The following is a 23,403-nucleotide window of genomic DNA, read 5'->3' as shown; positions in this document are numbered from 1 at the left end:
CGCCGCACGACGGCCCGATGTGCTGCAATTGCGGTATGAGTGATGCGGCAGCAACCCCGGAACTGACCCTGTACACCACCTCGTGGTGCCCGTTCTGCATCCGGCTCAAGACCGGTCTCGCGCGCGAGGGCGTCGAGTACACCGAGATCGACATCGAGGACACGCCCGAGGCCGCCGAGTTCGTCGGCAGCGTCAACAACGGCAACCACGTCGTCCCGACGGCCCTGTTCGCCGACGGCTCCACCGCCACCAACCCGTCGGTCGGCGACGTGCTGACCAAGATCGGCAGGGCGTAGCCTCCTTCGCGTCGCCGGGAGACGCATCTGCGGCCATCCGTCGTATCCGCGTCTCCCACCGACCGTTGCGTCGTCCCGGACGACGCAGATGTCGTCGGCAGACGCGGATGGTGTCGTGGGGAGACGCATCTGCGGATTGTCACAGGGGCGTGAGACTGTAGGAGCATGACGACGGCGATGGGACAGCGGGTGGAAGGCGGAGCGACGGCGGGACTGGATCCCGACCAGCTCGAAGCCGTCCTCGCACCCCGGGGGCCGGTCTGCGTCCTCGCCGGCGCCGGGACCGGCAAGACGCGCACCATCACGCGGCGGATCGCGCACCTCGTCGAATCGGGGCAGGTCAATCCCGAGCAGGTCCTGGCCGTCACCTTCACCTCGAGGGCTGCGGCCGAGATGCGGGAGCGACTCGCCTCCCTCGGTGTCTCGGGGCCGGGGAACTCGGTCGCCGCGCAGACCTTCCACGCCGCAGCCATGCGTCAACTCCGCTACTTCTGGCCGATGACCTTCGGCGACCTGCGCTGGGACCTCCTGGAACACAAGTTCCGGATGGTGGCGCGGGTGGCGCGCGAGGTCGGGATCGACGTGTCCGATCGCGACCTGTTGCGCGATCTGTCCTCGGAGATCGAGTGGGCCAAGTCGTCGGCGATCGGGCCGGACCAGTACGCCGACGCCGCGCAGCGCGCACACCGGGACGTGCCGACCGATCCGCGGACGGTGATGCAGGTGTTCGCCGCGTACGAGGCCGCGAAGGTCGCACCGAACGGCGACCGCCTCCTCGACTTCGAGGACCTGCTCATCTACACGACGATGATCCTGCAGTCCGATCCGTCGATCGGCGAGGAGTTCCGGTCGCGCTACCGCAGCTTCGTGGTGGACGAGTACCAGGACGTCACGCCGATCCAGCAGAATCTGCTCGACGCGTGGCTCGGCGGCCGCGACGACCTCACCGTCGTCGGCGACGCCAACCAGACGATCTACAGCTTCACCGGCGCCACGCCGTCGTACCTGCTGGATTTCACGCGACGGTTCCCGGACGCGACGCTCGTCCGCCTGCAGCGCGACTACCGGTCCACCCCGCAGGTGGTGAACCTGGCCAACGAGGCCATCGGCAAGGCCCGCGGGCGGATCGCAGGCACCCGACTGCAGCTGGTGGGGCAGCGCGACGCCGGTCCCGAACCGGTGTTCGCGGGCTACGACGACGAGATCTCCGAGGTGGTCGGTGTGGTCGCCGAGATCCGCAAACGGATCCGCGCAGGGGTGCCCGCCTCCGAGATCGCCGTGCTGTACCGCGTGAACGCCCAGTCCGAGGCCTACGAGGAGGCGCTGGCGGAGGCAGGCATCGACTACCAGGTCCGCGGCGCGCAGAGCTTCTTCGAACGACCCGAGATCGTGGCGGCGATGCGACGACTCACCTCCCTCGCGGGCGGTCCGCCGCCGCCCATGCAGCCCGTCGACGCAGTCCGGCACGCGCTGCACCAGGTGGGGCTCACCGAGTCCGAGCCGAAGGGCGCCAACGCCCGCGCGCGATGGCAGCAGTTGTTGCGCTTGGTCGAGATCGTCGAGACCATCGCCTCCGAAGCGCCGGAACTGGACTTCGCCGGTGTCGTCGGCAAGCTCGACGAACGTTCGCGGATGCGGCACGCGCCGATCGGCGGCGGCGTCACCCTGTCGTCGATGCACGCGGCGAAGGGCCTCGAGTGGGATGCGGTCTTCCTGACCGGACTGCACGAGGGATCCATGCCGCTGGGCCGCGCCTCGAAGACCGTCGACGAGGTGGAGGAGGAACGTCGGCTCTTCTACGTCGGCATCACTCGAGCGCGCGAGCACCTGCACCTGTCGTGGAGCCTCTCGCGAGGGGAGGGGCGCGGCACCAAGCGCCGTCGGTCCCGATTCCTCGACGCCCTGGTGCCCGCGCCGTCGGCCGGCCTGGACTTGGAACCGCTGCCCGAGCGCACCGAACCGGATCCGGACGTCCTGAAGGCGCTGACCGTGTGGCGCAAGGAGTTCGCGGAGTCGCACGAGATCATGGAGTCGAACGTGATGAGCAAGACGATGGTCCGCACCATCGCGACCGCGGTGCCGACCACGCTCGAGGACCTCGCGAAGGTCCGCGGGTTCGGCAGAGCTCGCACGGACGAGATCGGTGCCGCGGTCATCGCCGTCGTCGATTCCGCCTTGCCGGGTAAAACCGCAGGTAGAAAATAAGTTGTGCACATTTCGTCGTCCGCCTAGAGTACGAGGAGTACTTGAGAGCAGCGCGGGATCTTCCTGTGCCGTGACCGGTACGTGTTACAGCGAGCCAAACGAGAAGGAAGGGAGTCGACCAATGAAGTGGCAGGCCGTACATATCGCTGCACCCGCAGCACATCTGGCGCGAGCGCGCCGGCGATTCCCCGTGGCCCGCAAGGACGGCAGTACGACGTCCCTCACAAGGTCTCATCCGTAGAGACCCCAGCGGAACATTCCAGGCCACGGCGAATCGCGATAGCGAACCCGTGGCCTTCTGCTTTCCGGCAGGCGGTTCGGGTTCACCCGAAAAGCATCTGCGACGAGAAAGCCGACTTACTTTGTCTACCTTGACCATTCCCCGAATAGAACTGCCCTGTCAGAGCACCGACAACGACGCGGACCTGTGGTTCGCCGATCAGCCGAGCCAGCTGGAAGAGGCCAAGAGCCTCTGCCGCGAGTGCCCGCTGCAGACCGCCTGCCTGGACGCCGCGCTCGAACGCGAGGAGCCCTGGGGTGTCTGGGGCGGGGAGATCCTCGACCGCGGCGTCATCATCGCCCGCAAGCGGCCGCGCGGCCGCCCGCGGAAGCGCGAGGGACTCGCGGGTTGATGGAGCGGAGCGACATGGCCGCACCATCTGTCGACCAGGAGCACCACTTGTGTTTCCCGCACTCAGTCGCGACCGAGTGCGAGAAACACAAGTGGTGCGACTCGCCGACACGTGGTGCGGGAAGGCCCCCTTCCGGCGAACCACCGACTTCAGCCCCTTCTGATCACCGGGAATCAATCATCAAGCGGGCCGTGTCGAAACCGCCGCGGGCCGGGCGTGCTCAGCCGTCGATGCCGGGCATCCATTCGCGCAGGATGGCGCGGTAGGGTGCCTCGGCGTCGAGCTGGGCGGCGATGCCCACGCAGCCGATCAGCACGCGGAACACCATCACGTACTCGCGCGGGACGTTCAGGTTCCGCGACGTCTTGTACACGTCGCCGTTGAAATCGGTGGCCTTGCCCGCGGCGTGCTGCAGCCACTTGCGGGTGAAGTGGAACGTGTCGCTGTACAGCGGATCCACATAGGGCTGCAGGTACTTGGCCAGATCGTCCGGCGTCACGCGGTTCGCGTGGGAGGCCTGGATGAAGTTGGCGTCCACCATCATCTCGCGCAGCTCGTCGTACTTCTTGTCCCGAGCCAGTGCCAGGATCTGCCCGGTCTTGGGCGGCAGACCGTCCGGATAGTGACCCACGGCGCCGAAGTCCAGGATGCCGAACCGGCCGTCGTCGAGCACGTAGAAGTTGCCGGGATGCGGATCGCCGTGCAGCAGTCCGACGCGAGCGGGCGAACTGATCTCGAAGGTCGTCATCTTGGCGGCGGCGTCGTTGCGCTGTTCCTGCGTGCCGTCGGTGATGAGCTTCGACAGGCGGATGCCGTCGATCCACTCGGAGACCATCACCTTGGGGGAGCTCGCGACGACCTTGGGGACCAGGAAGTCGGGGTCGCCGTCGAAGGCGCGGGCGAATGCACGCTGGTTGTCGGCCTCGGCGAGGTAGTCGAGCTCGTCCTCGGTGCGGTCGATCAACTCGTCGACCATCCCCTTGACGTCGGTGCCGGGGGAGAGCTTCTGAATGAGCCCGGACATGCGGCTGAGGGTCTTCAGGTCGGCTTTCAACGCGTGGTCGGCGCCCGGGTACTGCACTTTGACCGCGACCTCGCGACCATCCGACCAGACGGCCTTGTGAACCTGTCCGATGCTGGCGGAGGCGGCCGGCTCGTCGCTGAACTCGCGGAACCGCTCGCGCCAGCGGGTGCCGAGCTGGTGGTCGAGGACGTTGTGGACGGCGGAGGCGGAGAGCGGCGGCGCTTCGGCCTGCAGTTTGGTGAGGGCTTCGCGGAACGGTTCACCGAACTCGTCGGGGATCGCGGCCTCCATGATCGAGAGGGCCTGGCCGACCTTCATCGCGCCGCCCTTGAGTTCGCCGAGGACGGCGAAGAGCTGCTCGGCGGTCTTGTTCATGAGGTCGGCGCTGACCTCTTCCTTGCTGGCGCCCGCGATGCGTCGACCGAGGCCTGCTGCTGCGCGCCCGGCCATGCCGAGCGGGAGAGATGCCAGTTTGACGTTTCGCCGTCCCTGACCGCGTGTGATCTCGCTCAATTCAGTCCTTTCGCCGCGTGATCGAGAATAGTTGACGTCCGCGATCCGTGCCTCACGCTGTCGTTCAGCTGACAGTCGCAGCGGGGGTGCACCGGCGCCGGAAGCGACGTCACAGTGCTCGGCGACGACCGGAACTCCAGGATCCGTCCGGTGATCGACGGGGGATCCGCGGTTCGGTTCCGCAGACGCACCGCGATCTCGGCGATCTGAGCCGCCGCGATCGCCGCCGTCGCCCGACCGGTCGCCGGTGCGGCGGCGCCGGCCACCCCGTGCAGGGTCGCCGCCAGCATCGGCCAGTGCTCGTCCAGGTCGGCGCGATACAGGTCCACGCATCGCAGACAGCTCGACAGCCCGGGGAGGACCAGCGGTCCCACCACCCCGACGTCGTCGTTCAGGTAGGTGCTCAGGTGCGGGACGGCGCCTGCGACGAGCGGCTCCCACAGGGTGGGGTCGGGTACCGGCTGGTCTGCGATCACCACCAGATTCGGGCGCTTCTCGCCGGATCGGAACAGGATGGCCGGGTCGTACGGGACGGCAGCGTAACCGTCGTGCGGCAGCTCGGTGAGCAGCAGGCCCGCCAGCTCCCCGTGTCCGACGACGCCGACCCGGAGGGGGAGCTGCCGAACGGCCGACGGTGGGACCGCCTTACCCGCGGACACCAACTGGTCGACGATCGCCCAGAACCCGGTCACCGTGAGCCCGGAGGAGCGCACCGCCCGCCGCAGGTGCAGGAAGCGCTGCGGAGTCCGCAGTCGCTGCAGCACCGCGACGACCGTCGCGATGGTCACCGCAGGCGGTACGTCGATGACGAGTGCGGTGCGCGGGTCGGAGCCCACGTGAATCCGACGATCGGTTCTCGCGAGCACCGGCGTGCCGGCGGTGAGTACCGGAAGAGCATCCCGAGCGGCCATGCCGTCACCGTTGCAGAGTCCGGCATTTACCGCGAATCAGTTATCCACAGTTCTGCGAACGACGCCGATCAGGCCTGGTCGGAGCCTTTGTCTTCGTCGTCACCGCGGTTGTCGTCGGACTTCGGGTTCTCGGTGGTCCCGCCCTTTTCGGCGAACTGACGCTCCAGTTCGGCGATCGCGTCGTCGATGCCGGAGGTGTCGCCGCCGATCACGCGGTCGACGAAGCGCGCGGGATTGTCGAGATCATCGGCGTCGGGCAGCAGGTCCGGGTGACCCCACACACCGTCGCGGACGGTGATGTCGGACGCTTCGACGAGTGCGCGCCACAGTGCGGCGGCCTCGCGGAGTTTGCGGGGACGCAGGTCCATGCCGATCAGCGTCGCGAAGGTCTGCTCGGCCGGACCTCCGGACGCACGGCGACGTCGCATCGTCTCGGTGAGGGCCGCCGTGCTCGGGATGCGGCCGCCGAGAGCATTCGACACCACCTGTTCCACCCAACCCTCGATCAGGGCGAGGAGGGTCTCCAGTCGACTCAGCGCCGCCTGCTGCTCGGGGGTGGTCTGGGGCTCGAACGACGCAGCCGATCCCATCAGCTCCTCGAGCTTGCCGGGATTGGTGAACAGTTCCTGCGGGTCGATCTCGGTCGCCAGGTTCTGCAGTCCGCCGAGGTCGACGCGGATGCCGCGCGCATACTCCTCGACGGTCGCGAGCAGGCGCTGCTTGAGCCACGGCACATGCGTGAACAGTCGGACGTGCGCGGCCTCGCGAGCGGCGAGGAACACGACGATCTCCTGGGCGGGCAGGTCGAGGCCCTCCGCGAACTTCGCGATCGCCTCGGGCAGCAGCACGCCCACCCGGTCTCCGGCGAGGGGGAGGCCGATGTCGGTCGAGGTCAGGACGCCGCCGGCCAGCTGGCCGAGTCCCTGCCCCAGCTGCGTGCCGTACATGGTGCCGCTGAGCTGGCCGATCATCGCCATCATCGGACCGGCGAATGCCTTGGCCTCTTCGGGCAACCCCATGTCGACGGTCTTCGCCATCTGCTCGGCGATCGGATCGCACAGCGTGCGCCAGGTGGGCATGGTGTTCTCCAACCAGTCCACCGGAGTCCACGCGGCGGTGGTGCTGATCCCCGCGGGCAGCGTCGTCTGTTCGTCCAGCCACACCTCGGCGAGGCGGACCGCGTCGGCGACGGCCTGATGCTCCTTGTCGAGCATGGGCGTGAAGTCGCCGATCTGCTGCCGGGCCAGGTTGGCGGCGACGTCGTAGTTCACCGGACCGGAACCGCCGCTCGCCATCCCGGAGCCCATGCCGCTGAACATGTTGCCGAGCTGGCTGAACAGCTGACCGAGCTGGGAGGGGTCCACGGCGCCGCCGTCGCCCAGCGCGAAGCCGAAGGGGTTCGCCGGGTCGTTGCCGCCGCTGTTGCCTGCGCCGCTGTTCTTGCCGCTGTTCTGGTCGTCTTTGTCCCGGTCGTCCGACGACGAGAATCCGAAGGGCAGATCATTCATACCGTCAACGGTACCGGTCGCGGGCGTGCGCGTGCGGGCTCTGTGCAGGCCGCTGCATTACCCTGGGCCGGGTGACCATCAAGCCCGCCCATCGCCGCATCGCCACGCTCGTCGTGGGGGTGGTCCTGCTCATCGCCTTCATCATCGCGGGGATGACTCTCCGGGTGCCGTACGTCGCACTCGGACCGGGTCCCACGGTGAACACTCTTGGCGAGGTCGATGGGAAACCGGTGGTGTCGGTGTCGAACGCCGTCGATCCGAACCCCAAGGGCAACCTGAATCTGACGACCGTTTCGCTGCGCGACGGACTCACCCTGTTCCAGGCGCTCGGACTGTGGGTGTCGGGCAGCAATGAGATGCAGCCGCGCGAACTGTACTTCCCGCCGGACCAGACCGTGGAGCAGGTGCAGCAGCAGAACGACGCCCAGATGTCCGGCTCGGAGCTCAATGCGACCCTCGCCGCGCTCAACTACCTCCACAAGCCGATCGCCCTCGGTGTCGGAGACGTGGCCAAGGGCGGTCCGGCGACCGGCAAGTTGAAGGTGAACGACCGGATCGTCAGCGTCGCCGGGGTGTCGGTCACTACGCCGCAGGCACTGCTCGACGTCCTCAAGAAGCACAAGCCGGGCGATCAGATCGAGATCGTGGTGCAGCGCGGCGACCAGCGACTGACGCAGCAGGTGACGCTCGCCGCCCGCAAGGACGACGCCGGGCGGGCCCTCCTCGGCATCACGCCGACGCTGCTGGCCGCGGATCCGAACACGAACATCACGTTCAACGTCGGGCAGATCGGCGGGCCGTCGGCCGGGCTGATGCTGACGCTGTCGGTGATCGACGAGATGACGCCCGGGAACCTGTCGCATGGCAAGTTCATCGCAGGCACCGGAACCATCGACCCGAACGGCAAGGTCGGCGAGATCGGCGGGATCCCGCACAAGATCGACGCGGCGAGCGCAGCGGGCGCCACGGTCTTCCTGGTCCCCGCGGGCAACTGCGCGGCCGCCGTCGACGGCGCGCCCGACGGCATCGAGCTGGTGAAGGTGGAGACGCTGACCGGCGCGATGGACGCACTCACGAAGCTCGGCGAGGGCAAGCCGCTCCCGCACTGCTGACGCAGAGGTTTCCCGCGGTCAGGGTCTCCTGCGGTCAGCCGTGCAGGGTCTGCGCCAGAGCGTCGAGCAGGTTCGGTGCCAGGTTCGGGTGCGTCTGCAGTTCGCCGGACTGCGCGTCGCCGTCGCGGAGCGCCAGCAGCGCCACCCGCTTGCCGTTTCGGAGCACGCCCGCGGCCAGTCGTGCGGTCTGCCGACCGGGATGGGCCTGCGCCGCCTGACGTGCGGCCTCGTCCGCGGCGACCGGATCGGCGAGCAACGGTTCCAGCGCCGCATCGAGATCGGCCTCCGCATCGGGCGGCAGGAGTGTGATCTCGCTGACCAGGGCACATCCCACCACGGACGACGGCCAGGTGACGGTCGTCAGCAGTTCTTCGAGGTCGTCGGAGTCGGTCTCCTGGACCACGGGACTCAGCGCGGAGTCGTCGTCGGGATCGATGAGGCCGGGAGCCTGCGCGGCCAGGACAGTGGTGGGGACCAGCGCGAACAGTGTCGGGCGGGCGCCCCACGGCAGGTCGCCGGTGTAGGCGAGACACTGGGCGAGGGCGTTGCCGAGATCGGCTTGCGAGAATGCGGCGGGCGCGGAATCAGGCGATGACGTCACGGCCCCATTGTGCAGGCCGTTCGCTGCGACGGCGCAGGGAGTCGACACGGACGAATCGGTAAGGTGGTCCTCATTGCCGTCGCATCGTGTGAGTGCGAGATGAATCAGGAGCTTTTCAAGTGGTGAGTATGACCGGATCGACCGGCAGGCCGACCTTGTCGCGTCGGGCCAAGATCCTCCTCGGAATCGGTGTCGGAATCTTGATTCTGGTGCTGGTGGGACCGCAGGTCGTGGCGCTGACGACCGACTGGATGTGGTTCTCCGACGTCGACTACACGAGCGTCATGTCGACGATGATCACCACTCGACTGGTGATCTTCGCGGTGGTCGCACTCATCGTGGGCGCCATCGTCTTCGGGGCGTTGTTCGCCGCGTACCGGGTGCGGCCGGACTTCGTGATGCTGGCCAGCCCCAACGATCCGCTGTCGCGGTACCGCACCGCGATCGGCGTGCGGCCGAAGGTCTCGATGCTGGTGCCGTCGGCGTTCATCGGCATCATGGCCGGGCTCATCGCGCAGGGCTCCTGGTCCACGGTCCAAATGTTCCTGCACCGTGAATCGTTCGGCACCACCGATCCGCAGTTCGGCCTCGACATCGGCTTCTACGCGTTCACGCTGCCGTTCCTGCGCATGGTTCTCGACATCCTGTTCATCTCCCTGGTGATCGCCTTCATCGGCAACCTGATCACCCACTACGTGTTCGGCGGCCTGCGGCTGGGCGGCGGCGGACGCCGCGGGGGACTCACCCGTGCAGCCCGCATCCAGCTGGCCGTGATCGCCGGCCTGTTCATGATCGCCAAGGCCGTCGGCTACTGGTTCGACCGCTACGACCTCCTCAGCAACGGCCGTCGCGGCGACATCTTCACCGGCGCCAGCTACACGGACATCAACTTCGTCCTGCCGTCCAAGCTGATCCTGATGGCGATCGCGATCGTGTGCGCACTTGCGTTCTTCGCCGCGATCGTGCTGCGCGATCTGCGGATCCCGGCTCTCGCCGCGGTTCTGATGCTGGTGTCGGCGCTGACGATCGGCGTCGTGTGGCCGGCCGCCATGGAGCAGTTCTCGGTGAAGCCGAGCGCCGTGACCAAGGAGGCCGAGTACATCCAGCGGAACATCGCGGCGACCACCGACGCCTACCGGATCCGCAACGGCGTCGACGTCACGTACGAGCAGAACTGGGCCAGCAAGCCCGCCGACCCGAACAAGGTGAACTCCGACGAGGCCACCCTCTCCAACATCCGGATCCTGGATCCGATGGTGCTGTCGAAGGCCTTCGAGCAGCGGCAGCAGCTGAAGAACTTCTACGGATTCCCGAACCAGCTGGCGCTGGACCGGTACACGGTGACCGAGAAGGTCGACGGCAGCGATCAGACGGTGCAGCGTCAGCGCGACTTCGTGGTGGCGGCCCGTGAGCTGGACCCGTCGAAGTACGACGACAACCAGAACAACTGGATCAACAAGCACACCGTGTACACGCACGGCAACGGCTTCATCGCCGCGCAGGCCAACAAGGTCGACGAGGCCAGCGGCAACGACTCGCGCTCCGACAAGGGCGGTCAGCCGGTATTCCTGGTGTCGGACTCCACGACGATCGGCACCGACGGCTACAAGTCCTCGCCGATTCAGGTCAAGCAGCCGCGGATCTACTTCGGTGAGCTGATCGCGAAGGTGGATCCCGACTACTCGATCGTCGGCTCGCTCGACGGCTCGGACCGCGAGTACGACGGCGACGACAAGACCTACACCTACACCGCCAAGAGCGGTGTTCCGCTCAGCAACATGGGTACCCGCCTGCTGTACGCGCTGAAGTACGGCGAGCGGAACTTCCTGCTGTCGGACCAGATCAACGACAACTCGCGGCTGCTCTACAACCGCGATCCGCGGGACCGCGTCAAGAAGGTCGCTCCGTGGCTGACGGTCGACTCGAAGACCTACCCGGCCGTGATGGCCGACGGTTCCATCAAGTGGATCGTCGACGGCTACACCACGCTGAAGAATTACCCGTACGCGCAGCGCATGTCGCTGGCCGACGCGACCGCGGACTCCCGGGAGACGACGGCGGGTCAGACCGGTCGGACGCAGGAGGACAAGGAGGTCTCCTACGCGCGCAACTCGGTGAAGGCGACCGTCGACGCGTACACCGGTGAGGTCACCCTGTACCAGTTCGACACCAGCGACCCGGTCCTCAAGACGTGGATGAAGGTGTTCCCCGGAACAGTGGAGCCGCGGTCGGAGCTCGACAAGAAGCCCGATCTGCTGGCCCACGTCCGCTACCCGGAGGACCTGTTCAAGCTGCAGCGCGCGCTGCTGACGAAGTACCATGTCTCGGACGCGGCGACCTTCTACCGGTCGAACAACTTCTGGACGGTGCCGAACGATCCGACCACCGACGAGAACCGGCTGCAGCAGCCGCCGTACTACTTCACCGCGGCGCGGCCGTTCGACTCCGGCTCTCAGTATCAGCTGACCAGTGTCGTCACCGCGCTGAACCGGCCGAACCTGGCGGCGTACATGACGGTGGGTTCGGATCCGGACGGCTACGGCAAGATCAGCGTCAAGGTGCTGCCGACCGCCAGGCAGGCCATGGGTCCGCAGCAGGCGTGGGAGAACATGACCTCCAACGGCACGGTCGCGAGTGACCGCAAGCTGGTGGAGGACACCACCAAGGTCACCTACGGCAACCTGCTGGCATTGAACGTCGGCGGAAACGGGCTGCTCTACGTGCAGCCGATGTACACCGAGGCCAAGGCGGGCAACTCGTCCATTCCGAAGCTGTACCGCGTGCTGACGTACTACAACGCGGCGTCGGGTGCGGATGCGGCCAACGTCGGTTACGCGCCGACCGTCGCCGAGGCGCTCGCCCAGGTCGGCATCTCGCCGACCGCCGCGACGGCACCGGAGAAGGACGGTGGCACTCCGTCCACGCCGGGCACGCCGGAGCAGCCGAAGCCGCCGGTGGAGAAGCCGGAGAAGCCGTCGACCGGTGACAACGCCGCTCGCGACGCTGCGGTCAAGGAGATCGGCGCGGCCCTGGAGAACGTCCGCAAGGCGCAGTCCAGCGGCGACTTCAAGGCCTACGGCGAAGCACTGGACCAGCTCGACAAGGCAGTGAAGAAGTACGAGTCGACGGGCGGCTGAGCCCACAGACGACGAGACCGGCCGAGCTGATCTGCTCGGCCGGTCTCGTCGTCCCCGGGGGGCGGGGCGGTGCTACGGGCGCACCTTCGCGAGGTACCGGTTGATCTCCGCCTGCGTGTTGTCGGGCATCACCGGAGAGTGACGGAGCTCCTTGATGAGAACTCCGAAGATCATCGACGCCGCGATGATGCCGCCGAGGGCGAGGACTCCGTAGGTGATGTTCATCGGCTTGTTGTCGGGGAGGTCGGCGAGGGTGATGAGCCAGAGCCCGGAGAACGCGCCGCCGGCCAGCAACAGGATGAACGCGATGAAGCCCATCCAATGGTTGCCGTGACTCTCTCGCCTGACCGTGTGATTCGCCATGACTCCTCCTCAGAACTCCTGATCGTGGGCGACCTGCCTGGTAGGGCCACCTTTCGGTGCAACTCCACCGTACCCCCAACGTGACAGATCTCACAGGGTCAATCTGACTAATCCGTTTGTCACTTTTGGGGTCTGGGGTATGGGAATTGAACCCGCCGGAACTTACTCTGCGGTAAGCGGGCCGTCGGGGACTCGCGAATCACATCGCAGGGAGTCGCCTCATGCCACCGCTCAGTCGAATGGTGAAGATCCAACTGGTCGTCGTGGTCGTCCTCGGCCTGCTGTCGGCGATGTATGCGGGTGTCCGCTATGCGCGGATGGATCAGGCGCTCGGCGTCTCCGGCTACCGCGTCGTCGTGCACATGCGAGACACCGGAGGCATCTTCACCGGCGCGCAGGTGACCTACCGCGGTGTGGCGGCCGGCCGAGTCAGCGACATGCGACTGGTGCCGGGCGGCGTCGACGTCGAACTCACCATGGAGGACGGTCGCGCCGCGATCCCGGACTCGGCGGTCGCGGTGATCGCCAACCGATCGGCGATCGGCGAGCAGTTCGTCGACCTCCGGCCGAAGTCCGGCGACGGCCCCTTCCTGCGTGACGGTTCGGAGATCTCGGCGGTCGAACTGCCTCCCGCCATCCAGGACGTCGTCGCCGCGACCATCGACCTGACGAGAACGGTGCCCGTCGACTCACTGCGGACCGTGGTCGGCGAGCTGGGGCGGGCGTTCAACGGCAAGGGCGACGACCTCGCCGGTCTCGTCGACTCGCTCGATGAGCTGTCGGACAAGGGTTTGCGCAGCCTCGACGACACGATCGGCCTGATCACCGACGCACACGTCGTGCTCGACACCCAGGCGGAGCAGTCCGACGCGATCCTCGACTGGTCGCGGAGCCTCGACGCGGTGGCCGCGCAGCTCGCTGCCTCGGACCCGTCGATCCGCCGCATCCTGACCGACGGCCCCCGCGCCGCCTCCGCCCTGTCCGCGTTCCTGAACGACAACGGGGCCGACGCGACGACGCTCATCGGGCAGCTGGGGAAGACTGTCCACGTCGCAGAGCCCGCCGCATACGCGACCGGCATGACCTTCGCTCTGCTGTCCATGCTGTCGGCCAGCAGCCACACCAACACCTCGTCCGACGGCACCATCCGCTTCGGCGTCGTCCTCGAGACCGGGAACCCGCCCAGCTGCACCCGCGGCTACGAGTCGACGCAGGCGATGATCGCCGCCATCAAGCGCAAGAACCCGGACTTCGACATCAATAACGACGAATTCCCGTTCAACACGAAGGCTCGCTGCGACGTGCCGGTCGGCAACCCGACCGACGTCCGCGGTGCCGCTCGTGCCCCGCTCGGCAATCCCACCGTCGCCCAGCCGTGGGACGGCACGCCCAAGAAGGACGCCGACAGACTGAACCTGAACCCTCTCGCCGCTCAGCTGGCGACATTGATGGGCGTGCGGCCGCGATAGCTGGGTGGGCTGTGCTGTCAGAGGCCGAATCAGCAACGCGGACAGTCACTCCGCGCCACTCATCGTGTCCTCGATCACGGTGCAGGCGAATCGATTTGCACGCGGGTTCACCGCTGTGTAACGTTATCGGTGCAACGCGGGGTGGAGCAGCTCGGTAGCTCGCTGGGCTCATAACCCAGAGGTCGTAGGTTCGAATCCTGCCCCCGCTACAAAGAGGAAAGACCCGGACTTCGGTCCGGGTCTTTCTGCTTTCCCGGGTGGCCGCGTCATCGCCTCCGCCGTTGCTCCGCGGTCGAGTTCAGGAGTCGTAAGCTACTTGATCGGTGTGCCCTGGTGCCGAAGGAGCTGCCACCCGACCTCGTCGCGTCGCCAGAGCGACGTCCGGACCGCACCTTGGCCCGCGCGCTCGGAACGCCACCGCAACGCGATCAGGCCGTCGCCGACGCGCGCGGCCACCGCGTCGTGCATGATGAGGCGCTCCGAGGAGTCCTCCCGCAGCAGTGCCTCGATGGACTGCGCGCGATTGCGCACCACGCCGCCGCAGTTGATCTCGACGAAGTCCTCATGCAGCAACTCGCGTAGACGGTCGCCGTTGGACCGAGTGCTCGAAGTCAGGAGTTCCCGCTCGAGGTCGATCACTGCCGCCAAATCAGTGTCCTGCCCAGTCATGTCTCCATGGTGGGCCATCCGTCGGCGGAGGGGAACCGGTTCGGAGATGTCCGTGAATACTGTTACCTCCGCGCCATCGAATCGACGGAGGTCGCTCTCGACGCCGCGGACCTCGGGGCTGAGCAGCTTTCGGAACGGAGTTCACGGTGACGGTACGCCGGAAATGTCGTAGGTGGCTGCTAGCTTGGCGCCATCAGATCGAGGAGGCGGGTGCCGAAGGGCAGGTGCCCGGAGAGGACGTAACCCCGGCGATGTGGCTCGCGCCAGGGATCGTTCCGGGGTCTTCCTCTGTCGAGGATACGGGGGTGATGGGGGATGTCAACGTCGACCGACCCTGCCGTGATGGGCAGGCTGCTGACGACGGTGCGGCTGAGGTCGTACCTGGAGGCGACGCAGGGTGATCTTCCGGCGGCACTGCGACTGTACGACTGGAACACCGTCGTCTCTGCAGCGGCGATGGCGACCGTTGCAATGGTGGAGGTGGTGGTGCGCAACGCCATGGACGTGCAACTCGGCAGGTGGGCTCGGTTGCGGGGCGAGGCGTCGTGGCTGGAGATCGTGCCGCTGGAACCGCGCGGGCTCGCCGATCTGGAGCGAGCCGAGCGGGCGGTGGAAGCACGGGGCGTCTCGACCAGCTTCCACGACCACGTGGTGGCCGAACTGGGCTTCGGCTTCTGGCGGTATCTCACCGCGCAGCGCTACCTCACCTCGCTGTGGGTGCCGGCGCTCGGGAAGGCGTTCCCACACGGATACCGGGATCTGCGGGAACGACGACGCGGCGTCGAACGGCGGTTGACGGCGCTGACGATCGTCCGGAACCGCGCGGCGCACCACGAGCCGATCCATCGTCGCGACCTCCGCGCGGATCTGCGCGCCGCGGTGGAGCTCGCGACGTGGGTGCATCCGGACGCCGGTGCGTGGGTGGCGACCCGGTCACCGTTGGAATCGGTGATCGCACGACGACCCGGCCGATGAGGTGGCGGCCGGTCTGCCGGAGTGGTCGGTCTGCCAGAATTGAGGCATGAACCTCACCGTCGCCGCTCAACTGGCCCTGATCGCAGCCGGCGTCATCTTCCTGTGGGCGCTGCTGCTCGGCGTGTGGAAGTACGTCCAGATCATGCGCAGCGAGAACGGTCAGGCGCACGTCTACGTCGACATCGCGCACCGCGCGGCGCTGATGTACTCGTTCGCGACGGCGATGCTCGCGGCGTTCGTCCAGTTCAGTGCCTGGTCGACCGCGGTGAACGTGATCGCGTTGACCGTGGTGATCGTCTTCTTCGTCGGCGCGATCGCGTCGTACTGCCTGCACGGCGCCCTGCAGGACACCACCAACCAGTTCCACCCGGCACCCGCGGTGCTGACCGCGGCGATGGTCGCGCTGATCGTCGGTGAGGTCGGAGGCAGTGCGGTGATCGTCGCCGGCTTCATCGTCGAGCAGGCGGGGACCTGGGGCTGACCCGAAGGCGTCGCAGCTTCAGCTCAGGTCGAACGTCTGGTTCTGCTTGGGGATGGACGCGCGCCAGCCGAGATCGTGGTCGAGGCGGTGGCGGAGCGACTCGCAGGCATTCGGCTCACCGTGCACCAGGAAGGTGCGTCGCGGAGCCTCCTCGAAACCGCGCATCCAGCGGATCAACTCGTCGGAGTCGGCGTGAGCCGACAGCATGTGCAGGTTCTCCACGCGGGCACGCACCGGCACCCAGTCGCCGAACAACTTGAGATGCTGCGCGCCGTCGCCCAACGACCGCCCGCGCGTCCCGACCGCCTGATAGCCGACCAGCACGATGGTGTTCTGCGCACCGGGGGCGAAGGCCTGGAGGTGATGCAGGATCCGGCCTCCGGTCGCCATCCCGCTCGCCGACAGCACGATCTTCGGCCGCCGGTCGGCGGAGACCGCCTTCGACGCCTCCGGATCGCGGACGTACTCGGCGATCGCGAACATCTCATCGGTGCGAGCGGCATCGAGACGGTGTGCGGACGGGTGCGTCCGCATCAGTTCACCGGCGTTGATCGCCATCGGGCTGTCGACGTAGACGGGAACATCGGGGAGTAGGCCGTCGCTCTTGAGCATCCACAGGTGGTACAGGATCGCCTGGGTGCGCCCCACCGCGAACGCCGGAATCACGACGGTGCCGCCGCGACCGACAGTGTCGGTGATGATCCGCAGAAGTTCAGCGGCCGGATCGGCGTCGTCGCGCACGCGGTCGCCGTACGTCGACTCGGACACCAGGTAGTCGGCACGGCGGATCGGTTCCGGGTCGCGCATCAGCGGATCGTCGTAGCGCCCGAGGTCGCCGCTGAAGGCGACGGTGGTGCCGTCCCAGTCGATCTCGACGGTCGCCGCGCCCAGGATGTGGCCGGCGCCGCGGAACATGGCCCGCGCACCGCGCACCGGACTGAACCACTTGCCCGTGCGGCACGGGTGGAACTGATCCATGGTCTGCTCGACGTCGTCCACGTCGTAGAGGGGCCGTGCCGGGTCGTGACGGGACGAACGGTGCTTGTTGGCCAGTGACGCCTCGCGCTCCTGCAGATGGGCGGAGTCGCGAAGGATGATCTCGGCGACATCGCGCGTCGCGGGGGTGGCGTAGATCGGGCCGCGGAAACCGGAGCGGATCAGCCGCGGGAGGTACCCGGTGTGGTCGAGGTGAGCGTGAGTGATGATGACGCCGTCGAGCGCGGCGGCGTCGATCGGCAGCGGCCGCCAGTTGGCCTCACGGAGATTCTTGATCCCCTGGAACAGCCCGCAGTCGATCAGCAGGGTGCGGCCGTCGCGCTCCAGCAGATGCTTGGAACCGGTGACGGTGCCCGCGGCGCCGAGACTGGTGAATGAAAGGGTCGACATCCTTCTCCGCCTCCTCATGTCTCATCTCCGACAGTAGGACGGACGGGGATGGCGGGGCGTCGAATGCAGTGAGGCCGGTCGCTGCGAGAGCGACCGGCCTCACCGGAGCACGACTCCCTCGCGGGAGGTGCGGAGCGTTCTACACGCGGAACGTCTTACAGGTACGCGCCGCAGGTCGGCCACGCGCCGGGGCCCTGGGTGGCGAGCACGTTCTCGGCGACGCGGATCTGCTCTTCGCGGGTGGCGTTCGAAGCGATGCCGCTGCCGCCGTTGGCCTCCCAGGTGGACTGCGAGAACTGCAGGCCGCCGTAGTAGCCATTGCCGGTGTTGATGGCCCAGTTGCCGCCGCTCTCGCACTGTGCGACAGCGTCCCAGTTGTGACCGTTGTCAGCCGAGGCGACGCCGGCGGCCAGGGTCAGGGGAGCGATGGACAGGGCACCGATGATGGCGGTACGGGTAGCGAGCTTCTTGATGCTCATAGAGCGATTTCCTCCTTGGGCGCAGACCCTCCTAAGCGGGCTGCGTTCGTGGACTGAAGCGACACTACGGGTCGGAAAAGCAAAGGTCACGCCGGAAAATGTGGTCGCCGACACAAAGTGCTAACTCCTGCAAGCGCTGATTTGCCGGCAAATATGCAGGTAAGAGTGCGAATATTCCCGTTATCTTTCCGTAATCAAAACGACGGCGTTTGTGAGCGGACCCACGTCGAAAAAGTGGTGTCCGTCACGGTCCCGGTGGCTAGCGTTACCGGTATGGCCACCTATGCAGACGCGTTTTCGCGCAGTATCGACGATCCCGACGGCTTCTGGCTGGATGCCGCAGAGGCGATCGACTGGATCACCCCGCCGACCCGTGCGCTCGACGACTCCAATCCGCCCATCTACCGCTGGTACCCGGACGCGTCGTTGAACACCTCGGCCAACGCACTGGACCGTCACGTGGCCGCCGGGCGCGGCGACCGCGACGCGCTGATCTGGGATTCGGCGATGGTCGGTGAGAAGCGCACCTACACCTATGCGCAACTGCTCGACGAGGTCGCGCGATTCGCCGGCGTGCTCGCCGCGCAGGGCGTCACGAAGGGGGATCGCGTCATCATCTACATGCCGATGATCCCCGAGGCGGCGATCGCGATGCTCGCGTGTGCTCGGATCGGCGCGGTCCACTCGGTGGTCTTCGGCGGATTCGCCGCCCCCGAACTCGCGACGCGGATCGACGACGCGCAGCCGGTCGCCGTCGTCACCGCGTCGGGCGGTCTGGAGCCCGGACGCGTCATCGAATACCTGCCGATGGTGCGCGACGCGCTCGCGCTCTCTGCGTCGGCACCGGCCACCGTGATCGTCAAGGACCGAGCGCAGGTGCCGGGTTCGGCCGTCGACCACGGCTGGTTGGATTGGGACGAGCAGATGGCGTCGGCCGACGCCGTCGGGCCGGTGGAGGTCGCGGCCACCGATCCGCTCTACATTCTCTACACGTCCGGCACCACCGGGAAGCCGAAGGGCGTGGTCCGGGACAACGGTGGGCACGCCGTCGCGCTGGTCTGGTCCATGAAGTACGTCTACGGCGTCGGCCCGGACGACGTCTGGTGGACCGCCTCCGATGTCGGCTGGGTGGTCGGGCACTCCTACATCGTCTACGGGCCGCTGCTCCTGGGCGCCACCACGATCATGTACGAGGGCAAGCCGGTCGGAACGCCCGACGCAGGTGCCTTCTGGCGGGTCATCTCCGAGCATCGCGCGTCGGCGCTCTTCACGGCGCCGACCGCCATCCGCGCCATTCGGAAGGCGGACCCGGAGGCCGCCGAGCTCGCGAAGTACGACATGTCGAGCTTCCGCACGCTCTTCGCCGCCGGCGAGCGGCTGGACCCGGACACCTTCGCGTGGGGCACCGAGACGCTCGGCGTCCCCGTCGTGGACCACTGGTGGCAGACCGAGACCGGCTGGGCGATCGTCGCCAACCTGCGCGGCCTGGAGCCGATGCCGCTCAAGCCCGGCACCGCGACCGTCGCCGTTCCCGGCTACGACGTCCAGGTGGTGGACGCCGAGGGCAACCGGCTGGGTGCCGACGCCGAGGGCAACATCGTGGTCAAGCTCCCGATGCCGCCCGGTACGCTCGCCGGCCTCTGGCGGGACGAGGCGCGGTTCCGCTCCTCCTATCTGGAGGCGTTCCCCGGCTACTACCTCACGGGCGACTCCGGCTACATCGACGGCGACGGCTACGTCTTCGTCCTCGGCCGCTCGGACGACGTCATCAACGTCGCGGGGCACCGGCTCTCGACCGGCAGCATCGAGGCGGTGGTCGCGGCCCATCCGGCCGTCGCCGAGTGCGCTGTGGTGGGCATCCACGACGATTTGAAGGGGCAGCGGCCCAGCGGCTACGTGGTCTTGAAGTCGGGTGCGACGATCAGCGCGGACGACCTGCGGGCCGAACTGGTGGCGCTGGTGCGCGAGGCGATCGGCGCCGTCGCGACGTTCCGCGACGTCACCGTCGTCGAGGCGCTGCCGAAGACCCGGTCGGGCAAGATCCTTCGCAAGACGATGCGGCAGATCGTCGACGGCGAGGAGTACACGGTGCCGTCGACCATCGAGGACATGTCGGTGCTGGAGGCGCTCGTGGAGCAGCTCGGTCGGTGACGGCCGCCCGGATCCGCGATCAGCCGAGGCGGTCGCGGGTCCAGGCGATCAGGTCGTCGACGCCGGCGGGGCCGGACGTGAGGACGTCGTCGTGGCCGCGGCCGGGGTACGTGCGGTAGTCGACGGCGGCGCCCATCGCCCGGCGGCGTTCCACATAGCCCGCCTGCGCGGCTGGTGTGACGATGCGATCCTCGTCGCCCTGCAGCACCAGCAGCGGTGTGCCGGTGGCTCCGACGGGAGTGTTCTCCGACAAGCGCCGTCCCAGGGCTCCGTGATCGAGCGGCTCCGAGTACGGGTCGGCGCCGACGGCCAACGCCACCATCAGCCCGGTGCCGCGGCGGTCGGCCGTCAGGCATCGTTTGGCGAGTTCGCGCATCGGCAGTCGTGCCTGCACGCGCAGGTGATCGTCGGCGTCGACGTCGCTGTAGGCGGAGGCGTAGGCGCTGAGCAGGTACGCGCCGATCGACGGGTCGCCGGATGACGAGTCGAGGGTCTGCGCGAGGGCCCGCAGATCAGCCATCGGAGAGACTGCGGCGACGCCGGCGAGCGGAACGTCGGGTGCATACTCGGGCCGCACCACGTCGGCCCACAACGCTGCGTGCCCGCCCTGCGAGACGCCCCACACGACGGTCCGGTCCGCGAGGATCAGGGCGTCGATCGATCGTGCGGCCCGGACGGCGTCGAGCACCGACCGCGCTTCGGCGCGGCCGATCAGATACGGGTGCGGGCCCTGGGTGCCGAGACCGATGTAGTCGGTCGCGACCACCGTCCACCCCTGAGCCAACGCCCCGGCCAACGCCGGTCGCGGCCCTGCGGTGAACAGGTCGTCGCGCAGGGACGGTGCGCAGTCCTGTGCGACGCCGGTGGTCGTGTGCGCCCACGCGATCACGGCTGACGGTGTCGTCGGCGGTTGTGCCGGAGCGATGACGAGACCGCTCGCGACCGCGGGCCGTCCGGCCTCGTTCTGCGTGGTGTACAGGATCTGCCAGGCGCGTGAGTGCTGCGGGGTGTCTCCGTTGAACGGCTCCACGCGCAGCAGTGTGCCGGGTGCGCCGTCGGCGGCTGCGTGGTAGAACCCGCCGGGGACCGGTGGCGACGAGTACCCGCCGACGGCGAAGCCCACCAGCGGGGCCGTCACGACCAGTGCGAGAGACGCCGCGACGACGCGCGGGGCCTGGGGTCGCACCACTCCGGCACTCCGTCCGAAGCTGTAGAACAGTCCCGCGACACCTGACCACACCAGCGCGCCGCCCAGCGCGAGGCACACCGCGAAGAGGGTGAGACCCGGCAGGGCTGCGACGACGGCCAGACACACGCCGCTGACGCCGATGAGCCCGTCGGCGACGCGGGCGGCGCCGGTGCCGCGGATCGCGTCGACGAGACGAGCCAGGCCGAAGATCGCGAGCCCGGCACCGAGCATGATGCTCACCGTCGAGATCGACAGTCCCGGCCATGCGGCGGTCACCATGCCGGTCGCGATGATCAGGAATCCGGCCGGTGCCGCCGTGGCACTCGCGTAGTCACGGCCGCGGAGGATCTCGGCGGCGCCGACGATCACCAGGGCGATCCCCGCCGTTGCGGCGAGCGCGGTGAGGGTCGAGAAGGGGCGGACGATCAGGATCACGCCAACGATGAGTGCGCCAGCTGCGAGGATTGCGCGGCTGAAGCGGAAAAGCGACATTCGTCGATTTTACGGAGCGGGTGGACGGTGGGGCGACGACATGCCGCGAGGGTGGTTCGATCAGGTGACAGTCAGGTCGGGCACGCGGGACTCTGCGGCTGACCGGCGAACCGCGCCTGCGTCCACGACAGCAGAGCGGCCACGGCGGGCGACTCGTCGTCGATCAGCGTCATGTGTCCCAGCCCCGGATATGTCTGGTAGACGAGATCGCTTCCGGTCCGGCACTGCTGCGTGGCGAACGTGTTCTGGGACGACGGCGAGATGACCTCGTCGGCCAAACCCTGCGCGATGAACGTGGGGTGGGGGAGACGGGCGCTCGGGGTGTTCGCGAGCAGTCGTGCGCCCAGCGGTCCCGACGTCGGATCCTGGGAGTAGAAGTCCGTGCCGAGGATCAGCGCCTCGGCGAGTGAGACGGGCATGGCGAGCGACGACAGGCAGCGCTCCGCCATGCCGCGGATCGGCAGTCGTGCCTGGACCTTCAGGTAGTCGTTGAAATGCACGTCGGGGTACGCGGCGTCGTAGGCGGCCAGGACGTAGGACGCCAGCAGTGCACCGCCGGCCATGGACTCCATGCCGACGGCCAACGCGCTCAGGTCGGAGGCCGGAGCGAGTGCGGCGGTCGCCACGACGCCGACGTCCGGTGCGTACGACGGCGCCAGCAGTTCGGTCCACAGTGCGGCGTGACCGCCCTGCGAGTGGCCCCAGACGACGGTCTGCGGCGCCATCGCGATGCCGGGCAGCGCTCGTGCGGCGCGGACCGAGTCGAGCGTCGACCGTGCTTCCCCGTCGCCGATCACGTACGGCGACGGGCCGGGTGTCCCCATGCCGATGTAGTCGGTGGCGACGAGCACCCAACCGTTCTGAACCACCTGCGCGAGGCCTGGGATGTGGGCGAACGGCGCCGCCATCATCGAGGGGGCGCAGTTCTCGGCGATCCCGCTGGTGCCGTGCGCCCAGGCGATCACCGGTCGGGGCGTCGTCGAGGGCGCCGTGGGAACCAGGACGGTGCCACTGGCGAGTGCGGGTCGGTCGCCGCGGGTGGTGGTGTAGAGGATCTTCCATGCTCGGGCGCCGTCGGGGACGCCCTGCGTCGTCGGTTCGAACTTCAGCAGGGTCCCCGGTTTCGCGTTCGAAGGGAGCGTCGCCGAGTAGAAGGCGCCGGGTTCGGGAGCGGTGCCGCGCACGTAGAAAGTCGCGACGGTGAGCGGCACGGTGACCACGACCGCGACCACCGCACCGATCGTTCGGAGGGCGACGTGGGCGCGGGGCGTGCGGTCGGGGCTGCGGAACAGTCCGATGAGGGCGCCGACGCCGCGCCAGATCAAGGCGATGCCGAGGGCTCCCATCACGAGGAAGATGCTGACGCCGGGCCAGGAGATCGCGAGGACGGCGGCGGCGATCGCTGCGACGCCGAGCAGTGCATCCGCCCACCAGCCGGGCCCGCGTTTCAGCGCTCGTCCCCACCGGCCGATCGCCCAGGCGACCAGGGCCACCGCCGCCGCGACTGCCACGGCGAAGACCGACAGTCCCCGCCACGCCAGCAGCACGATGCCGACGATCGGCATCGCGATCGCGGCGGCCAGGCGCAGCGGGCTGCGACGGACCTCGGCGTCGGCGAGGTCGACGGCACCCGCCACGATCAGTCCGACGGCCAGGGCCGCGGCCGCCCACGGCACGCTCGAGAACGGGCGGAGGATCAGCAGGACGCCGAGTGCGACGGTGACGACGGCGAGCGCGCCGCGCCAGACTCGCTGGGAGGTGGTCACCCGCCCAGTTTAGGAAGAGTGCGACGGTCGCGGCGCCGGATTCG

Annotated in this window: 19 protein-coding genes and 1 tRNA gene; 10 read left to right on the top strand and 10 right to left on the bottom strand. The window is 68.1% G+C overall.

Going from position 1 to position 23,403, the window contains the following annotated elements; translation table 11 throughout:
- Nucleotides 1-35 precede the first annotated feature (35 nt).
- The 3 genes from ACH46_RS15040 to ACH46_RS15030 all read left to right on the top strand — a co-directional run bounded on the left by ACH46_RS15040 (nucleotide 36) and on the right by ACH46_RS15030 (nucleotide 3,133).
- Nucleotides 36-296, top strand: a complete 261-nt coding sequence (locus ACH46_RS15040; protein WP_082399698.1) for a mycoredoxin — start codon at nucleotides 36-38, stop codon at nucleotides 294-296.
- 165 nt (nucleotides 297-461) lie between these two features.
- Nucleotides 462-2,501 carry an ATP-dependent DNA helicase UvrD2 gene (locus ACH46_RS15035; protein WP_062393636.1) on the top strand — a complete coding sequence of 680 codons (2,040 nt, stop codon included), beginning with the start codon at nucleotides 462-464 and terminating at the stop codon, nucleotides 2,499-2,501.
- Between the two features lie 362 nt (nucleotides 2,502-2,863).
- Nucleotides 2,864-3,133 (top strand): WhiB family transcriptional regulator, encoded by a 270-nt coding sequence (locus tag ACH46_RS15030; RefSeq protein WP_062393635.1) that lies wholly within the window; start codon nucleotides 2,864-2,866, stop codon nucleotides 3,131-3,133.
- A gap of 220 nt (nucleotides 3,134-3,353) precedes the next feature.
- On the opposite strand, the gene ACH46_RS15025 is transcribed toward ACH46_RS15030, so the two are convergent.
- From ACH46_RS15025 to ACH46_RS15015, 3 genes are all read right to left on the bottom strand, one after another.
- A complete protein-coding gene (locus ACH46_RS15025) occupies nucleotides 3,354-4,670 on the bottom strand; it encodes an ABC1 kinase family protein (protein ID WP_062393634.1) in 1,317 nt (438 codons plus the stop codon).
- Nucleotides 4,667-5,581: a hypothetical protein gene (locus tag ACH46_RS15020; protein ID WP_062393633.1), complete on the bottom strand. Its 915-nt coding sequence runs from the start codon at nucleotides 5,579-5,581 to the stop codon at nucleotides 4,667-4,669. The genes ACH46_RS15025 and ACH46_RS15020 overlap by 4 nt, the downstream gene beginning before the upstream one ends.
- 68 nt (nucleotides 5,582-5,649) lie before the next feature.
- On the bottom strand, nucleotides 5,650-7,089 hold the full coding sequence (locus tag ACH46_RS15015) for a zinc-dependent metalloprotease (protein WP_062393632.1): 1,440 nt from the start codon (nucleotides 7,087-7,089) through the stop codon (nucleotides 5,650-5,652).
- Nucleotides 7,090-7,160: 71 nt separating this feature from the next.
- Between ACH46_RS15015 and ACH46_RS15010 the strand changes: the two genes are divergently transcribed.
- Nucleotides 7,161-8,201, top strand: a complete 1,041-nt coding sequence (locus tag ACH46_RS15010; protein WP_226995639.1) for a YlbL family protein — start codon at nucleotides 7,161-7,163, stop codon at nucleotides 8,199-8,201.
- Between the two features lie 34 nt (nucleotides 8,202-8,235).
- Here ACH46_RS15010 and ACH46_RS15005 read toward each other — a convergent pair whose 3' ends face one another.
- Nucleotides 8,236-8,802, bottom strand: a complete 567-nt coding sequence (locus ACH46_RS15005; protein ID WP_062395497.1) for a PPA1309 family protein — start codon at nucleotides 8,800-8,802, stop codon at nucleotides 8,236-8,238.
- A gap of 128 nt (nucleotides 8,803-8,930) precedes the next feature.
- Between ACH46_RS15005 and ACH46_RS15000 the strand changes: the two genes are divergently transcribed.
- On the top strand, nucleotides 8,931-11,939 hold the full coding sequence (locus ACH46_RS15000) for a UPF0182 family protein (RefSeq protein ID WP_120298735.1): 3,009 nt from the start codon (nucleotides 8,931-8,933) through the stop codon (nucleotides 11,937-11,939).
- Between the two features lie 72 nt (nucleotides 11,940-12,011).
- On the opposite strand, the gene ACH46_RS14995 is transcribed toward ACH46_RS15000, so the two are convergent.
- Complete coding sequence (locus ACH46_RS14995) at nucleotides 12,012-12,302, bottom strand: hypothetical protein (protein WP_062393631.1); 291 nt, start codon at nucleotides 12,300-12,302, stop codon at nucleotides 12,012-12,014.
- 221 nt (nucleotides 12,303-12,523) lie between these two features.
- Between ACH46_RS14995 and ACH46_RS14990 the strand changes: the two genes are divergently transcribed.
- Together ACH46_RS14990 and ACH46_RS14985 are read left to right on the top strand one after the other, a co-directional pair.
- On the top strand, nucleotides 12,524-13,771 hold the full coding sequence (locus tag ACH46_RS14990) for an MCE family protein (RefSeq protein ID WP_062393630.1): 1,248 nt from the start codon (nucleotides 12,524-12,526) through the stop codon (nucleotides 13,769-13,771).
- 135 nt (nucleotides 13,772-13,906) lie between these two features.
- Nucleotides 13,907-13,980: transfer RNA gene (locus tag ACH46_RS14985), tRNA-Met, on the top strand.
- A 103-nt stretch (nucleotides 13,981-14,083) separates the two neighbouring features.
- Here ACH46_RS14985 and ACH46_RS14980 read toward each other — a convergent pair.
- Nucleotides 14,084-14,440, bottom strand: a complete 357-nt coding sequence (locus ACH46_RS14980) for a nuclear transport factor 2 family protein (RefSeq protein WP_157851068.1) — start codon at nucleotides 14,438-14,440, stop codon at nucleotides 14,084-14,086.
- Nucleotides 14,441-14,755: 315 nt separating this feature from the next.
- Between ACH46_RS14980 and ACH46_RS14975 the strand changes: the two genes are divergently transcribed.
- Both ACH46_RS14975 and ACH46_RS14970 read left to right on the top strand, forming a co-directional pair.
- A complete protein-coding gene (locus ACH46_RS14975) occupies nucleotides 14,756-15,415 on the top strand; it encodes a hypothetical protein (protein WP_062393628.1) in 660 nt (219 codons plus the stop codon).
- Between the two features lie 46 nt (nucleotides 15,416-15,461).
- Nucleotides 15,462-15,896 (top strand): hypothetical protein, encoded by a 435-nt coding sequence (locus tag ACH46_RS14970; protein WP_062393627.1) that lies wholly within the window; start codon nucleotides 15,462-15,464, stop codon nucleotides 15,894-15,896.
- Nucleotides 15,897-15,914: 18 nt separating this feature from the next.
- Here ACH46_RS14970 and ACH46_RS14965 read toward each other — a convergent pair whose 3' ends face one another.
- Nucleotides 15,915-17,282, bottom strand: coding sequence for an MBL fold metallo-hydrolase RNA specificity domain-containing protein (locus ACH46_RS14965; protein WP_062393626.1), 1,368 nt, complete (start codon nucleotides 17,280-17,282; stop codon nucleotides 15,915-15,917).
- A 155-nt stretch (nucleotides 17,283-17,437) separates the two neighbouring features.
- Nucleotides 17,438-17,761: a transglycosylase family protein gene (locus tag ACH46_RS14960; RefSeq protein WP_062393625.1), complete on the bottom strand. Its 324-nt coding sequence runs from the start codon at nucleotides 17,759-17,761 to the stop codon at nucleotides 17,438-17,440.
- 273 nt (nucleotides 17,762-18,034) lie between these two features.
- Between ACH46_RS14960 and ACH46_RS14955 the strand changes: the two genes are divergently transcribed.
- Nucleotides 18,035-19,912: a propionyl-CoA synthetase gene (locus ACH46_RS14955; RefSeq protein WP_062393624.1), complete on the top strand. Its 1,878-nt coding sequence runs from the start codon at nucleotides 18,035-18,037 to the stop codon at nucleotides 19,910-19,912.
- A 19-nt stretch (nucleotides 19,913-19,931) separates the two neighbouring features.
- On the opposite strand, the gene ACH46_RS14950 is transcribed toward ACH46_RS14955, so the two are convergent.
- A complete protein-coding gene (locus ACH46_RS14950; protein ID WP_062393623.1) occupies nucleotides 19,932-21,593 on the bottom strand; it encodes a lipase family protein in 1,662 nt (553 codons plus the stop codon).
- 71 nt (nucleotides 21,594-21,664) lie between these two features.
- Nucleotides 21,665-23,359 carry a lipase family protein gene (locus ACH46_RS14945; protein ID WP_062393622.1) on the bottom strand — a complete coding sequence of 565 codons (1,695 nt, stop codon included), beginning with the start codon at nucleotides 23,357-23,359 and terminating at the stop codon, nucleotides 21,665-21,667.
- Between the last annotated feature and the right edge of the window lie 44 nt (nucleotides 23,360-23,403).

The organism is Gordonia phthalatica (assembly GCF_001305675.1).
GTDB lineage: Bacteria > Actinomycetota > Actinomycetes > Mycobacteriales > Mycobacteriaceae > Gordonia > Gordonia phthalatica.
This window is presented reverse-complemented; position numbering and strand designations above follow the sequence as displayed.

Bases quoted from the DNA above. Each gene is read 5' to 3' on its own strand.
- ACH46_RS15040 (WP_082399698.1), top strand. From the start codon at position 36: ATGAGTGATGCGGCAGCAACCCCGGAACTGACCCTGTACACCACCTCG.
- ACH46_RS15035 (WP_062393636.1), top strand. From the start codon at position 462: ATGACGACGGCGATGGGACAGCGGGTGGAAGGCGGAGCGACGGCGGGA.
- ACH46_RS15020 (WP_062393633.1), bottom strand. From the start codon at position 5,581: ATGGCCGCTCGGGATGCTCTTCCGGTACTCACCGCCGGCACGCCGGTG.
- ACH46_RS15015 (WP_062393632.1), bottom strand. From the start codon at position 7,089: ATGAATGATCTGCCCTTCGGATTCTCGTCGTCGGACGACCGGGACAAA.
- ACH46_RS15000 (WP_120298735.1), top strand. From the start codon at position 8,931: ATGACCGGATCGACCGGCAGGCCGACCTTGTCGCGTCGGGCCAAGATC.
- ACH46_RS14995 (WP_062393631.1), bottom strand. From the start codon at position 12,302: ATGGCGAATCACACGGTCAGGCGAGAGAGTCACGGCAACCATTGGATG.
- ACH46_RS14990 (WP_062393630.1), top strand. From the start codon at position 12,524: ATGCCACCGCTCAGTCGAATGGTGAAGATCCAACTGGTCGTCGTGGTC.
- ACH46_RS14980 (WP_157851068.1), bottom strand. From the start codon at position 14,440: ATGACTGGGCAGGACACTGATTTGGCGGCAGTGATCGACCTCGAGCGG.
- ACH46_RS14975 (WP_062393628.1), top strand. From the start codon at position 14,756: ATGTCAACGTCGACCGACCCTGCCGTGATGGGCAGGCTGCTGACGACG.
- ACH46_RS14970 (WP_062393627.1), top strand. From the start codon at position 15,462: ATGAACCTCACCGTCGCCGCTCAACTGGCCCTGATCGCAGCCGGCGTC.
- ACH46_RS14965 (WP_062393626.1), bottom strand. From the start codon at position 17,282: ATGTCGACCCTTTCATTCACCAGTCTCGGCGCCGCGGGCACCGTCACC.
- ACH46_RS14960 (WP_062393625.1), bottom strand. From the start codon at position 17,761: ATGAGCATCAAGAAGCTCGCTACCCGTACCGCCATCATCGGTGCCCTG.
- ACH46_RS14955 (WP_062393624.1), top strand. From the start codon at position 18,035: ATGGCCACCTATGCAGACGCGTTTTCGCGCAGTATCGACGATCCCGAC.
- ACH46_RS14950 (WP_062393623.1), bottom strand. From the start codon at position 21,593: ATGTCGCTTTTCCGCTTCAGCCGCGCAATCCTCGCAGCTGGCGCACTC.